Annotated in this window: 11 protein-coding genes and 1 pseudogene; 3 read left to right on the forward strand and 9 right to left on the reverse strand. The window is 45.1% G+C overall.

Features of this window, described 5'->3' with window-relative positions; genetic code table 11:
- Positions 1-179: 179 nt before the first annotated feature.
- A complete protein-coding gene (locus RID53_RS27605) occupies positions 180-1964 on the reverse strand; it encodes an SLC13 family permease (protein WP_446391141.1) in 1785 nt (594 codons plus the stop codon).
- 70 nt (positions 1965-2034) lie between these two features.
- Positions 2035-2493: an SRPBCC family protein gene (locus tag RID53_RS27610; protein WP_446391142.1), complete on the reverse strand. Its 459-nt coding sequence runs from the start codon at positions 2491-2493 to the stop codon at positions 2035-2037.
- Between the two features lie 512 nt (positions 2494-3005).
- Here RID53_RS27610 and RID53_RS27615 point away from each other — a divergent pair.
- The 3 genes and pseudogenes from RID53_RS27615 to RID53_RS27625 all read left to right on the forward strand — a co-directional run bounded on the left by RID53_RS27615 (position 3006) and on the right by RID53_RS27625 (position 6292).
- Complete coding sequence (locus RID53_RS27615; protein WP_446391143.1) at positions 3006-4748, forward strand: mechanosensitive ion channel; 1743 nt, start codon at positions 3006-3008, stop codon at positions 4746-4748.
- A 276-nt stretch (positions 4749-5024) separates the two neighbouring features.
- Positions 5025-5527: pseudogene (locus RID53_RS27620) on the forward strand (Uma2 family endonuclease).
- Positions 5528-5686: 159 nt separating this feature from the next.
- The gene (locus tag RID53_RS27625; RefSeq protein WP_446391144.1) at positions 5687-6292 is read left to right on the forward strand and encodes a hypothetical protein; all 606 of its coding nucleotides are present in this window, start codon (positions 5687-5689) and stop codon (positions 6290-6292) included.
- On the opposite strand, the gene RID53_RS27630 is transcribed toward RID53_RS27625, so the two are convergent.
- From RID53_RS27630 to RID53_RS27660, 7 genes are all read right to left on the reverse strand, one after another.
- Positions 6289-7887 carry an AAA family ATPase gene (locus RID53_RS27630; protein WP_446391145.1) on the reverse strand — a complete coding sequence of 533 codons (1599 nt, stop codon included), beginning with the start codon at positions 7885-7887 and terminating at the stop codon, positions 6289-6291. The two genes, RID53_RS27625 and RID53_RS27630, sit on opposite strands and share 4 nt — an antisense overlap.
- A gap of 271 nt (positions 7888-8158) precedes the next feature.
- Entirely contained in the window at positions 8159-9055 is an 897-nt protein-coding gene (locus tag RID53_RS27635; RefSeq protein ID WP_446391146.1) for a pentapeptide repeat-containing protein, read from the reverse strand.
- A 121-nt stretch (positions 9056-9176) separates the two neighbouring features.
- A complete protein-coding gene (locus RID53_RS27640; RefSeq protein WP_446391147.1) occupies positions 9177-9881 on the reverse strand; it encodes a hypothetical protein in 705 nt (234 codons plus the stop codon).
- A 62-nt stretch (positions 9882-9943) separates the two neighbouring features.
- Positions 9944-10213, reverse strand: coding sequence for a DUF6658 family protein (locus RID53_RS27645; RefSeq protein WP_446391148.1), 270 nt, complete (start codon positions 10211-10213; stop codon positions 9944-9946).
- A 213-nt stretch (positions 10214-10426) separates the two neighbouring features.
- Positions 10427-11761, reverse strand: a complete 1335-nt coding sequence (locus RID53_RS27650; RefSeq protein ID WP_446391149.1) for a hypothetical protein — start codon at positions 11759-11761, stop codon at positions 10427-10429.
- A gap of 379 nt (positions 11762-12140) precedes the next feature.
- Positions 12141-13115 carry a M48 family metallopeptidase gene (locus RID53_RS27655; RefSeq protein WP_446391150.1) on the reverse strand — a complete coding sequence of 325 codons (975 nt, stop codon included), beginning with the start codon at positions 13113-13115 and terminating at the stop codon, positions 12141-12143.
- An 85-nt stretch (positions 13116-13200) separates the two neighbouring features.
- Positions 13201-14403 (reverse strand): argininosuccinate synthase, encoded by a 1203-nt coding sequence (locus tag RID53_RS27660; protein WP_446391151.1) that lies wholly within the window; start codon positions 14401-14403, stop codon positions 13201-13203.
- Positions 14404-14458: the final 55 nt, after the last annotated feature.

Raw genomic sequence — 14458 nt, forward strand, 5'->3', positions numbered from 1 at the left:
TATCCTACTTGGTCATGGCGGGTTTCGTAATACTCGGATCTAGCAGCCGTCTCAATACAACGAGTTTAAGTAGGGTGAGCAACACTTATAAACTTAGAGACACTTAATATTATCATTAGTGGGGCTTACCCACCCTCCTGCGGACAAAGGACGAATGACATAAGACTAATGACAAATAGTCATAAACCATACAGCAGAATAATTAACGGGGGAATAACAACAGTCATCAAAAGACTCAAAGGAGCGCCCACGCGGAAAAAGTCCAAAAACCGATAACCTCCTGCACTGTAGACCATCGTATTGGTTTGATACCCAATCGGTGTCATAAAACTATTTGATGCTGCGAAGGTGACAGCAAACATAAAGGCAAAGGGATTGAGATCCAACGTCTGAGCCACTTGCACTGAAATGGGTAAGAGTAAAACCACCGAAGCGTTATTGGATAACACCTCAGTCAATAATGCCGTAATCAGAAAGAAAAACGTCAGCATCCAGTAGGGTGAAAAACTACTGCCTAGGGAAATTAAATTATCGGCTAACCATTTAGTCGTTCCCGAATTTTCCATGGCAATTCCCAACGGAATTAATCCAGCCAAGAGAAAGATAATATCCCAGCGAACAGCACTATACACTTCCCCGGGTTTCAGACAGCCCGTGACGACCATTAAAACCACTCCCGCCAAGGCACTAACCAAAATTGGTAATAGGTTAAACGCCGCAACGAGAACAACACCCACACCAATTGCTACAGCAATTCCAGCTTTTTCTCGCCGTAACGACTCCATGTCTCGTTGCTCAAAGACTAACAAATCGCGACTGTTTTGTAATCCAACAAAACTTTGTTTAGGTCCTTGTACCAAGAGCAAATCCCCAAACCGTAAGGGAACTTTCCCCAACCGTTCCCGAACAAATTCTTGTCCACGACGAATGGCTAATACCGTCAGGTTATAGCGTTGCCGAAATCGAAAGTCTTTAAGGGTAGATCCGGCTAGATCCGAGTTGGACAAGATTAAGACTTCTGCGATCGTATCTTCCCCAGAGGTTAAATCTTCTTCGATGGGTTTCTTGCCAAATTGGACATCGGGTAAAATATCGATCCCCCGTTCCACTTTAATATTCAGTAAACATTCCCGTTTACCCCGGACAATTAAAATATCTCCAGGCTGCAATATTTTATCAGCCAGAGGTTGGGCGAAACGGGTGTCGTTACGGATAATCTCCAGTACGTCCATATCAAATTTACGCTGAATTTGAGTCGAACGTAACGTTTGTCCAACCAAGCTGGAACCTGGTGGAATCACAATTTCACTCACATAGTCTTGAAGTCCATACTCTTGAGTATCACTACCCGCCACTTTTTTATTGGGTAAGAGTCGGGGCGCAATGAACACCAAATAGGTTAAGCCAATCGTGAATGTGAGCAGTCCTAATTTGGTGAATTGAAATAAACTAAATGTACCGTACCCCAATTTATCCGACAAACCACTCGCCAAAATATTGGTGGATGTACCAATTACGGTAATCATTCCCCCTAAAATACTGGCATAAGACAAAGGGATGAGAAGCTTGGAGGGAGAAATCCGCTGTTGGCGACATAAATCTTCCACAATCGGCAGAAAGACAGCCAAGACAGCCGTATTATTAATTACACCACTAATCGGACCCGCAATTACCCCCAACGCTAAAATCTGCTGCGAGGAGGTTTTACCTCCCCACTTCAACAGGAGTTCGCTGACGACTTGAATCGCACCCGTGCGGGCAATTCCTGCACTGAGGATAAACATTGCCATTACGGTAATCGTGGCGGAACTACTAAACCCAGATATGCCTTCCTCTGGGGTGACTAATCCCAGCACAATTAGCAGCACCATGATGGTGAGTGCGGTAATATCAACGGGCAACCATTCGCTGATAAATAAAATCAGAGTCAGTCCGATAATACCAAGGGTGAGCAGAATTGTCATAGTGGGTGAGATGCATTAGTGGCAAATGGCGTTCGGGTTAGCCCTGAATCTAATATACTCGTTGAAATTATTAATCCGTCCCTTGATACATCTGTTCAGCCACCCGTTTCAGGCGGCGTAGCTGGGCTTTCATATCCTGCTGTGTCCAACTTGTGGCAAAGGTATCAAAGCCCCAACTGACGAGAGGATTGGGAATTTCAAACTCAAAACGATTCAGCAGCCTCGTACCTCGAATTGTGGGTTGACATTCCCAGCGATCGCGCCCTTGGAAGAATCCTTGGAATTGCCAAACGACTAAACCGGGTTCGCGTTCCACAACGACGCTGTTGAGGGTAGGTTGGACTAGAGGAATTTGAATCACAAAGCGACTGCGACTCCCGATATCTGTACTCCACTCACCCACCGGATAGCAACGCAGGGCTGGATTGAGCCAGCGGTGCATCAGCGTCAGATCCGTGATACAGCGCTCAACAGTAGTGGCACTGGCTTTTATGGGGATAGATTGTTCAAAAACTTGAGAATTGGACATTTAAAGCGATAATAGCGTCTCGATAGCTGGTAATCTGACTTGTATTACTACAGCGCCAGCTCGCTGTGTCTGACTCAATCCGGATTGAATCTCCTCTATTGTGCAAAAAGGGAGGAAGACGAGGCAAATCGGAGATCAGGACACTCTTGGCAACGCCAGATGAGGGATGAGAGCATCGGGTTTTCCGATCGGCTTCACTTGCCTCACCTATTTGACAAAGAGAGATGCTATACCCTGATGAACGCCAAAAAAAGCTGATTTGAGGTAAAAAACTAACATAAGCTTGATTTTTGTCACCAAATTCCCCATAAAGATAGAGGTGACGCCGTAATCAGTGGGACACCGATAGCAAGGACGCTCGGAGGCGAAAAATCTTGAATTAGCCCAAAAACATGGAGACAAAGATATCGATGGATTGAGAGGATTATAAATACTCGATGAGTTGTAGCCTGAAAGTCACAGATTATGTGTGACTGCGTTTACTGTTAGAGAGTAATTAGATAAGGAAGACTATGAATCAACCTTGGCAAGGAATAATCCCAATCGGAGGTGTGCCCCCTTGGGTGCATCCCCTCTTAGCCCAAGACACACCAGCACCCATCCAAGAAACTCAGGCTGGTGTTCAGGGAATTTGGCAAAATCTGAGTAGCTTCGTTCCCAATCTAATTGCCGCAATCCTCATCCTGATTGTCGGTTGGATCGTCGCCTTGATTGCTAAGTCAATTACCAAAGGACTGCTCAACCGCACCCGTATCGACAATCAAATTGCCGAGTGGTTTGCTGGTGGTCAAGGGGCAGAAGCGCCGCCGATCGAGAAATGGGTAGCCGGTGCGGTTTACTGGATTATCATCATCTTCACGGTGGTAGCGGTTCTGCAAACGTTGAGGCTGGAAGTTGTTTCTCAACCGCTGAATAATTTTCTCGACCAAATCCTGACCTTCTTACCCAAGATTTTCGCAGCGGCAATTCTCTTGGGGGTGGCTTGGTTGTTGGCAAGCTTGGTCAAGATGATCACAACCCGAGGATTACGGGCATTAGGTTTGGATGAGCGTTTGGGTGAACAAGTCAGTGAGACACCCCGTTCCGGAGCAGGTGAGACTCAACGTCAAACCAACCAGTTCTCCCTGAGTGAAACCATGGGGAACGCTCTGTACTGGTTCATTTTTCTGTTATTTCTGCCCTCCATTCTCAGCACCTTGGGCTTGGAAGGCACTCTGCGCCCGGTGCAAGAGTTGCTGAATGAAATTTTGGCAATTTTGCCAGATATCTTGGCAGCCCTTGTGATTGCAGCAGCGGGTTGGCTAGTGGCTCAGGTGGTGCGGCGCATCGTCACCAATCTGTTGTCAGCCGCCGGAACGGATCAACTCGGAGCGCGATTTGGACTGCAAAGTGCGCCAGGAGGGAAATCACTGTCCTGGATTATTGGCACGACGGTTTATGTCTTAATTTTGATCCCCGTCGGCATCGCCGCGCTGAACGCCTTACAGATTGAGGCGATCTCAGAGCCTGCGATCGCGATGTTAAATCAGATTCTCGATGCTCTACCCAAAATCTTTACGGCAGCGTTGATTCTGATGATTGCTTATGTAATCGGTCAGTTTGTCAAGGATTTAGTCACCAATATTCTCGCCAGCATTGGCTTTAATAATGTTTATCGTTGGATAGGGATACCGGAACCCCGCCCCAGTCGTCCCGCGCCCACTCCCCCACCTGCCGAACCTTCGGAGTTAGGCATACCCACTCCAGAAACTGGACCGGAAACGCGGGTTCAACCAGAATCAACTCCCTCGATTCGCACACCGTCAGAACTGGTGGGTATTATTGCATTCATTGGCATCCTCTTGTTTGCTACGGTTGCTGCGACGAATGTCTTGCAGTTTGAAGCCTTAACCACAATTGTCACCGGGATTATTGTTATCGCAGGTCAGATTCTGGCGGGGTTAATTGTATTTGCGGTTGGCTTGTACTTTGCTAATCTCGCCTTTAACTTGATTACCAGTTCGCGATCGCGCCAATCCCAAATCCTGGCACAAGCGGCTCGGATTGCGATTATTTGCTTTTCCGCAGCGATGGCGCTGCAACAAATGGGTATCGCTGGCGACATCGTAAACTTAGCCTTTGGCTTACTCTTAGGTGCAATTGCTGTGGCGATCGCGCTGGCGTTTGGACTCGGATCTCGCGATATTGCAGCGGGTCAAGTTCGCGAATGGTTATCTTCATTCAAAGAAGACAGACCCCCCGGACCTTACCAATAACGGTTCAAGAATCGAACAGCGTTGAATTCGATCCCCTGCCAAAATGTGCAGGGGATTCTGATTTTTATCACCCATTCTCCCAGTATGTTTTCATACTAAAGCGGTTACAGCATTGTTATTATGGGCAATTCACCGAACTTGTAATTCAGAAATTTGGTGGATTAAAATCGTAGCATTTTCTAAGCTCAGAATTTAGGTGTGTCACGCCACATTGAATTACAGTCTCAATCCCTAATTCGGTAGGATCAGCAGAGGATCATCTCCAGTATAATCGTCATGGTAAAAACACCCTTACCGCATTTGACCACTCCCCCTTTGGTAAATGGCGACAAGCTCAGCCGCTATGAATTCGAGCGTCGCTACAATGCCATGCCTCACCTGAAAAAAGCCGAATTGATTGAAGGAATTGTCTACATGGCTGCTGCCTTACGATTTAAGAGCCACGGTGAACCTCATGGTAAAATTATCACTTGGCTCGGAACTTATGCAGCCATGACACCTAATATTTCCATGGGAGACAACCCAGCAATGGAGTCAAAGAATATATCGTTTGGCAAGTTCTTGATCGCAAATTGAGCTGGTTTTATCTGAAAGAGGGCGAGTATCTAGAATTATCGGCTGATAACGATGGTATTATGCGAAGTCAAGTTTTTCCAGGATTGTGGTTAGCCGTTGCTGAGTTATTAGCAGAGAATATGCCACAAGTATTAACAGTTTTACAAGCAGGTTGGCAATCTCCAGAACACGCGGCATTTGTCCAGAAATTAGCCAACCAATAATCATGCCCAACTGTCTGTAAGTAGGTGGGAAAAATTTAGCGATCGCGACCCCGTTAAGCTGATGTTTCTAGGGGGAAAGGTGCGTTACGCTTTGCTAACACACCCTACAAATAGAACCTGTGCGTAAGTCCTGTACATGAAAGCGTGAAGGTTAAGGTTATGGCTTACAGTGATTTCACCTCATTAGACCAACTCATTCCTTTAGGCATTAGCCAGCTTACTCCTGTGGAGAAACTTATCGATTTTGAGCCGATCGCTCCCAGTAGCTTCTTAACCGAAGCCTTAAAGCGATTTGTCCCTCTGGCGACTGCTATCAACACCGAAAAGGCTCGGTCTGAGTATTTAATTGCTCCCCTTTTGAGTGAACTGGTTACGCTTAATCCCACGGTTTCCTTATTTTCGGGCAAAAACTTTACGGCTGACCCCAGTCTCGGACTCAATGGCTTTGTTGATTTTTTGTTCACCGCTAACCCGGATAAGCTGACAATTAAAGCGCCCGTTGTTACCGTCATTGAAGCAAAGAATGAAAACATTAATGCAGGTTTAGCTCAATGTATTGCCACCATGTATGCCGCTTATTTAGTTAATCGACGCGACGCTGATATGACTGCAAAAACGGTCTATGGTACGGTGACAACCGGACAAATTTGGCGGTTTTTATCCCTGACAACCCGCCTGGAAGTCTTCATTGATCTTAATGATCGCTATCTGACGCCGATTGATGAACTACTGGGTTTGTTAAATGCTTTGGTTACCGATCATTAATCCACTTCCAACGGACCAATCCCCTTTTGCTGGGTAAAATGCTTTAACTCCTCCACCAACTGACTATCATTCGACGCCGTTCTTGCTCCCGCTTGGGCTGCCCAGTGTTTCAGGGCTTCTATTTGATCCCGTGCGATCGCGGCAAGTGGTACCGTTTCTTCTATCGCCCGGACAATATCCTCGGTGGTAAAATCTCGCCGTTGTCCATTCACCAAAGTACCATAAGCTCGATGCATGGCATCAATAATTACCTGTTCAATCTCCGCCCCACTAAAGTTCTTCGCTTGTCGTGCTAATCTGGCTAAATCAAAATCCCGTAAGCGAGAAGGGCGTAAGGGTTGCAAATGCACCTTAAAGATATCCTTGCGTTCGGCTTCCGTGGGCAAATTCAAAAAGAAGATTTCATCAAATCTGCCTTTCCGCAATAACTCGGCGGGCAAAATCTGCACATTATTCGCCGTCGCTACAATAAACACGGGACTCGTCTTTTCCTGCATCCAGGTAATCAGCGTACCAAATACCCGTCTGGATGTTCCTGAATCCCCATCAACGCCAGCACCAATATTACCAAACGCCTTATCAATCTCATCAATCCATAACACACAAGGCGCGATCGCTTCACTAATTTGAATCATTTGGCGCACCCGACTTTCACTTTCCCCGACAATCCCGCCAAATAATCGCCCCGTGTCTAACCGCAATAAGGGCAAACGCCATTCATGGGCAATGGTTTTCGCGGATAGGGATTTCCCGGTTCCCTGAATTCCCACCAGTAAAATTCCCTTGGGATTGGGAATTCCATAGCGTCGCGCTTCTTCCGTAAACGCATCTTGGCGCATCCGTACCCATTGCTTGAGATTCTCCAATCCACCGACATTTTTCAGCGATTCCTGGGCGGTGAAAAAGTCTAAAATCCCAGTTTGGCGAATCGCTTGTTTTTTCTCCCCTAATACGCCATCAATATCCGTTTCATTTACCTGTTGTTTTGCGGCTAATGCCTTTGCCAATACCCGGGCAATTCTGGCACGACTCAATCCTTGACAGGCTTTAACTAATTGTTCCCGCGCTAATCCAGATACGTTTAAGTTTTCGGGTTTGACCAGAATATTAATCAGGTAATCAATTTCCTGGGAATTCGGCAAAGGAAAATCAATAACCGTAACTTCCTCACTCAATTCTGCTGGCACTTCTAAGGTATGACTGGTGAGGATTAAGGTTTTGCGAGAACGCTTAAGTTCCTTGGTTAAATTCTTTAATTCTCGGATCACGGGCGCATTGCGATCGCTCTGCGGATTTTTCAAGATAAAATGTAGATCCCGGAGGACAAATAAGCTATTTTCTTGCGGATCAGTCTTGCGAATCCGATGCAGCGCCCCCATAACTGAACCCTTATCCGCCCCATTATCATCCCATCCCCGCACAATATCCCAGAGTAAAACTTGGCGTTCGGGTTGGGATTGCACAGCGACAGAGAGTAATACTTCTTCCACGGGTTCTTCTTCAACCGCCACGATATAAAGTAACGGATAACGCGCCCGGATCATTAAATCTAATTGTTCGATTAAGGTTTGATGGGGATTGAAGGTATTAGTCATTTGTCAAAACACTGATTTCACGGATTTATTGTCTAGATGGAGTAGGGAGGTGCGAGCTTATTCACACTGATTACACAGAAAAGTTTGTTCTCTCCTCTTGACAGTGTGATTAGGAGTTGAACGGAGATTATTTAGTCATATCATGTCCGGTTGAATACCCATAATTGGTGAGTAGGGGCTTGGTAACCAAGCCCGTACATTTTTATTAGGGGTGATGAGTCCGGACATCATATCATTTGTCATTCGTCATTCGTCATGATGAAACCTGTCCCTACCCATTTTTTCTTAATTGATTGTAATCACTAAATCCAACTGGAAAATCGGTATGCTCATCATAATCGGTATTGTCTAGATTAGCATCGGTCAGCTTGACTCCTTTTAGTTTAGCGCCCCTCAAGTTGGCGTCACTCAAATCTGCTCCGATTAGATTGGCACCAACCAGATTAGCTTCGGTAAAATCAGCTTGGCTTAAATTGGCGTTACTCAGGTTTGCCCAACTGATAATCCCTTGAGTCAAATTTGCCTCTTGTAGGTGAGCATTACTTAAATCTGCCCCTCTGAGATTCGCCCCCATGAGTTTAGCTTGACTGAGGTTTGTCTCCTTTAGGGAAACACCCGTTAGGTTCGCATGGCTGAGATTTGCCTGACTGAGTTCTACACCGTTTAGAATAGTTTGGTTGAAGTTCGCGCCTTTCAGGATTGCTCCGGTTAAATCGACTCGATTTAGGTATGCTCCACTGAGATTAGCATCACTTAAATCAATCTCGCTTAAGATTTCCCACTGCAAACAAATTCCACTTAAATTCGCCCCTGAAAATACTCGATTTCCAGCTTCGTAACGGTTGAGGAGTTCCTTGGCTAATCGGATACTGTATTGAGTTAAGGCTGATTCGGCTTGAGTGGCGGCGTGTTTTTCTAGGAGAGAATAGGCGGTTTGGTGAATCTCCCACACTTCATCCTCTAAGGCTTGAATAAGTATCGCTATGCCCTTTTGCCGATAATTCAGAGCGTTATGGAGGGCGGCGATTTTGGCATTTAGGGTGGAGGCGGGGTTCTGACTCAACTGCTGGGTTACGGCTTCAATTCCGCCTAATACGGCGTCTCCTCTGGAGATTGAACCGCCCAAAACTACATCAGTGTTTTGAGGTTGATTAGGATAAACTGTCATAGACAACAAAATAAGGGCACGATAATACCGTACCCTTTTTATGGTGTTCAAGGTTCATTGCGATTAACAATCAACCCTAAATACTCACACTAATAGAAGACTTATGTCAAGAGTTCCGACTCTAGTCAATCGCATCCGCCGTATCTTCTAATGCTCGCTGCGCTGATTTACTGGCTTTACTGGCTTTATCTTGTACGGCATCGGCGGTATCTTCTGCGGCGCGTTTCGTCTTTTTGACGATAGTTTCACCGGTTTCTTGTGCCTTTTCTTTCGTATCTTCGGCTGAACGTTTGGTAGATTTAGCTACATCTTCAGCAACATCTTCAGTTTTTTCCTTTGCCTCTTTTGCCGAACGCTTGGCGGACTTGCTTACATCTTCAGCCGCATCCGTTGTATTATCTTTGAGATTTTTAACACCTCTCTGAGTTCCCTCAGTCACACCCTCGGTGAAATCAGTGGCTGACTCTTTCACATCTTTGCCGAGTCGCTCAACTCGTTTATTCAGCGGCGCTCCTTCTTGATAATTCTCGATAAACTTTTCAGGAGTATCCGCCTTCTTCTCCAGGTTTTTCTCAGCGTTTTTAATTAATTTATCAGGATTGTCATTTGTCTTTCGAGACGTTTTCGGAGAATCAACCCCCTGATAGTCTTTCGCTCCGCCTGTAGGCGTGAGAACTTCAGTAACATTCTTTGTCACATCGTCAGCCGTCTTCGCTGATACTCCACTATTGCATCCTGTACTGATGAATACAAAGATACCCGCTAAAGCTACGGTTAATAATTGAGTAAACCGTTTATTTTTTAGCCAATCTATCATTCTGCCCATAAAAAAAATCTCCTTAGTTGTATTGTCAGTGAATTATCCTAAGTCTAAAGCAATCACCGTTCTCAACTTAATCGAGCTAATTCGGATTGCTCTACCGAGTTGTTTGATACGTTGAGCCTACGGCTGACATCAGGATTTAGAGACATATTGTTGTCAGTGTAGCTGTCTCCCCCCTTCTTGTAGGGGTTATTCGTACCTCCAGCTTGAACCGGAGGATTTTCTGGACGCCCACTGTCTACCGTTGTACTACTACACGCCGTACCAATCAGTAGCATCACGCAGGCTAAAGCCAGTGTTAATATCTGTCGCCAAATCTCAGTCAGTCGTTTCACGCTATACTCCTAAGCGATATGCACCTCACGATTGCCTAGCTTATCACTATCCAGGCGATCGCTATCTCTAGCCAAGGTGACATTCTACTTGATCCTGGAAGCGGCTCGTCTCTAACTGAAGACAGAGAAAAATCATTTACAGTCTTCAGCAGCTTCTCTTCTCCCCTGCATCCTTGCACCGCTGCACCCCATCTGAACCGAAAACGTCTCAATCTACTGATTTTCGGGTTTCTCTTCCAATTTTACATAGTCCCGAAGCTGAGAAAACACTCGGTAAGCATCTAGCTGAAATTCGGAACTTGTCGTATTATCCATTTTGATCAGATTATATTGGACATTTTCCGTATGAATAGCAAAGGTAATTTTAAACACTTCAAAAAATGTAATCACCCAACGACAGCTCTCTTCCGAATAATTGGTGTAATATTGAATTAATTTAGCAATGCAAGTTTCTAGATGATTACGCGAGTTCGGACAAATCATAATGATTTTTAGCAAGAGCATCGCTAAGGTTAAGTGATGAGCTTGAGACATGAGCAAAATAAACAGGGGCGACGGCTCATCCTGATTTTCAGTGGTTAAATATTCAATTAAGCGGTTACAGGTTCTCAGGAGTAATGCCGCCTCTATGGTTGTATTGTGGTAATCTTCGTAGAGATCATTTAATTTCTCAGTTAAGGTTTGATTTAAGGATTTAACTAGCTCTTTCTTTTTAACGGAAAATATAAGATAGTTTTGTAAACTTTTTTTAAATCGTTTATAATTTAAATCTTTGGTTTGTTCTAAAAATATATTAGCGACATTTTTATAGTTAAACATTCCATGCTTAACTACAATTTTTTTAATTAGATCAACAACTTTATCCCCTAAACCTGTAGGATTATTGTAAATAGGTTCCCGACAAATTGCGGATTTAGAGTACGCCGTATACATTGCCAAATCAAACTTGAACTGATCTTTGAGTTTTTTTGACAAGATTCTCGCCGCTTCACGTTGCTCCACGGGGTTGTTCAAATTTGTATACTGGGGAACGAGGAGATAAGAGATATAACGGTTACTCCAATGACCAGGATCTGAAGTTACTTGTTGAGTAATAAATAATTGAAGTTCGTGATAGTCTTGACTGTTAATGAAATTTAACAGCCATGCTCTTTGACGGCTTAATGTTGGCGATAATGTTTTTCGCGTCAGTTTTACATCAGAAAATAGGGATACTAAGTCTTGGCTAGCCGTGAAATTTCTTGAGATATACCAATTATTAATAACAATATAACAGGAACGTTTAAGGGTATTGGTAAATTCTTTTTCATCGTTAGCAAAAAGTATTTCTGATAAAGCTTGAATCGCTTCCGGATTACCTTCTGAAGCATTATAGTCAATAAATAACAATTTAAATTCTTGCAAAACGGTTTCTGGCGGTTGTTGTTTAACCGTATCTAGCAAAAATTGATAGATAACATCCTGTGCCTGCTGAAGAGGGAATCCTAGCTGGTTGGATTGAGTACGAGACTCAGTATGACGAGTATCTAAGATAACTTCCCTGATCATGGAAATCCAAGAGGACGCTTACGCCCTTACTGAAGGTCTAATAGTAGCAAGTTGATGACACCCTGCGTCAAGGCTACCGCTCATCGACGTGTTCAGCTTGACGATCTCACAATTGATATTGACATAAATTCATCATATATATTTTCGGGAAAATATATAGGGGGTGCTGAATAAGCGTTGTGGTGAGGCGAGGGAACAGGGAACGGGGAACAGGGAACAGTAAAGAATGTCCTCAATACTGTTCGGTTAAGGGGAGCGGGGGGAAGCAGGGGAAGCATGTAGAGACGTTGCATGCAACGTCTATTAGCAGGGGGAGAATAATGCTTAAGTCAGCGATGCGAACGTTTATAGCGCTAAAGCGCTTACTACATACAAACCTTTAAGACTGATCCGACTCAGATTTCATCCGGTTAATTTCCTGTTGTAATTCTTCGAGTTGACGCTGTAATCGTTGGGCTTCCTGGTTTTGAGCCGCTTGGGATGGCACATTGACTGATCCTTCGTCGGTTACTCGTTGATAATTGCCCTGGCGAATTTGACGATAGTCTTCTGATTTGACCCAATCTCGCAGATAGCGCAAACGTTCAACCGGAAAAGGATGGGTAAGAAACGAACCATTCCCACCGTTGTATAATAAAAACTTATAAACTTGATTAAGACTATCTTGGTCAAGGTCTTGAAATCGGTCGGATTGGCGGATAAATTCATCAAGGCTGCATTCATGACCATAAGCATGAGAACCCCCCGATAGTTTCATCATCGTTTTCATGACGATATTGATATCATCGATAACCAATAAAGCCGCCCGATCTGACGATAACTCCGCTTTCCGCCGCCATTCATAAAAGGCAAAGAGTAAACCACTGGTGACAATATTGCCAATCCCAAAGGTTAAATCTCCCAGAAACGCCGCCGCACCCATCGCCCAGATTCCCATCTGAATTAAAATCGTGTGACCGCATTTGATATGTCCGAGTTCATGTGCCAACACGGTGCGAATTTCGACTTCAGTGAGTAAGTCTAATAACCCTGTATTCAACACAATGTATGGATGATCCTGTCCCAAGGCATAACTATTCACTTGGGGGTTTTGACTAACAAATAGAGTGGGTTCAGGATGGATATCTAAATCTCGCACACATTCGCGAAATAAGCTGTAAATGGTGGAATATTGGCGCGGTCCCACTTGGATACTATTGCCCATCAGATAGACGAATTGGGGGCGTTCGTAGATAAATTCGACGAATTTGCGGGCAGCTAGGTTAAATCCAGGAACACTCCGTAGGGCATCCTCAGCTTGTTGGTCAAGGGGGTGTCGGAAGGCGTCGCTAGAAATTCCAGGATAGGTGGGCATAGGGACGTTGAGGCTGAAACGTGAAAGTAGGTCTTTCTATCCTAGCGATTTGTAGAGACGTTGCATGCAACGTCTCTACTGGCATTTAACCTCTAGTTTTGGCTGACCAAACGCGAGTGGGTAATCCCCAAATGTAGATGAAGCCTTCAGCGGCTTTGTGATCAAATTGATCTTCAGAGGTATAGGTGGCTAGTTCTGGGGTATAGAGAGAATTGCTAGACGCTCGTCCGACAATGGTGGCGTTACCTTTGAAGAATTTCACCCGCACGCTTCCGGAAACTTGCTCCTGAGTTTGCTGAATGAACGCATCTAGAGCATCTTTTAGGGGAGAGTACCATAACCCCTGGTAAATAAGCTGGCTATAGGTGTCTTCAATCCCTCGCTTATACTGGCTGACATCAGATGTCAACGTCAGGCTTTCTAAGTCGCGATGGGCATGAATTAAGGTTAACAGAGCCGGGACTTCATAAATCTCTCTAGATTTAATCCCAACAACCCGATTCTCAATCATATCAATTCGCCCCACCCCATGATTTCCGGCGACTTGGTTAAGCTGAGTAATCAGGGCGACGGGATCAAGGGCTTGACCATTCAGCGAGATTGGAATTCCTCGCTCAAAGCCAATCTCCACGTATTCTGGATCATTGGGAGTATCCGCGATCGCTTTGGTCATCAGATAGATTTCTTCCGGCGGTTCAGCCATGGGATCTTCGAGAATTCCCGCCTCAATACTGCGACCCAGCAAATTCCGGTCAATACTATAAGGAGACGACTTTTTCACTGGAGAGGGAATCCCGAACCGTTCCCCATACGCGATCGTATCTTCCCGGCTCAACCCCCACTCCCTCGCGGGTGCAAGAACTTTCAAGTTAGGATTGAGCGCCGTAATCGACACATCAAACCGCACCTGATCATTCCCTTTACCGGTGCAACCGTGAGCCACGGCATCTGCACCATACTCCTGGGCTGCTTCAACCAATAATTTAGCAATCAGTGGACGCGCTAGCGCTGTGGACAAAGGATAGCGATTTTCATACAGCGCATTTGCCTGAATTGCTGGAAAGGCGTAATCTGTGACAAACCGTTCAGTCGCATCCGCCACCAGAGACTCGGCGGCACCTGATTTCAAGGCTTTTTCTTTGATCGGTTCTAACTCATCACCTTGACCTAAATCGGCGGCTAGCGTGATCACCTCCTTCACCCCCCATTCCTCTTTGAGATAAGGAATGCAGACGGAAGTATCGACGCCACCTGAGTAGGCTAGTACAACTTTTTCAGCACGACCCATGAATTTCTCACCCTGGGAAACAACCAGGACATCATTGTGACAGATCCCGTCTCTA

The sequence above is a fragment of the Coleofasciculus sp. B1-GNL1-01 genome (assembly GCF_040220235.1).
In the GTDB taxonomy this organism is placed as follows: Bacteria; Cyanobacteriota; Cyanobacteriia; order Cyanobacteriales; family Coleofasciculaceae; genus Coleofasciculus.

Coding starts and splice junctions, on each gene's coding strand:
- RID53_RS27605 (WP_446391141.1), bottom strand. CDS start 1,964: ATGACAATTCTGCTCACCCTTGGTATTATCGGACTGACTCTGATTTTA.
- RID53_RS27610 (WP_446391142.1), bottom strand. CDS start 2,493: ATGTCCAATTCTCAAGTTTTTGAACAATCTATCCCCATAAAAGCCAGT.
- RID53_RS27615 (WP_446391143.1), top strand. CDS start 3,006: ATGAATCAACCTTGGCAAGGAATAATCCCAATCGGAGGTGTGCCCCCT.
- RID53_RS27625 (WP_446391144.1), top strand. CDS start 5,687: ATGGCTTACAGTGATTTCACCTCATTAGACCAACTCATTCCTTTAGGC.
- RID53_RS27630 (WP_446391145.1), bottom strand. CDS start 7,887: ATGACTAATACCTTCAATCCCCATCAAACCTTAATCGAACAATTAGAT.
- RID53_RS27635 (WP_446391146.1), bottom strand. CDS start 9,055: ATGACAGTTTATCCTAATCAACCTCAAAACACTGATGTAGTTTTGGGC.
- RID53_RS27640 (WP_446391147.1), bottom strand. CDS start 9,881: ATGGGCAGAATGATAGATTGGCTAAAAAATAAACGGTTTACTCAATTA.
- RID53_RS27650 (WP_446391149.1), bottom strand. CDS start 11,761: ATGATCAGGGAAGTTATCTTAGATACTCGTCATACTGAGTCTCGTACT.
- RID53_RS27655 (WP_446391150.1), bottom strand. CDS start 13,115: ATGCCCACCTATCCTGGAATTTCTAGCGACGCCTTCCGACACCCCCTT.
- RID53_RS27660 (WP_446391151.1), bottom strand. CDS start 14,403: ATGGGTCGTGCTGAAAAAGTTGTACTAGCCTACTCAGGTGGCGTCGAT.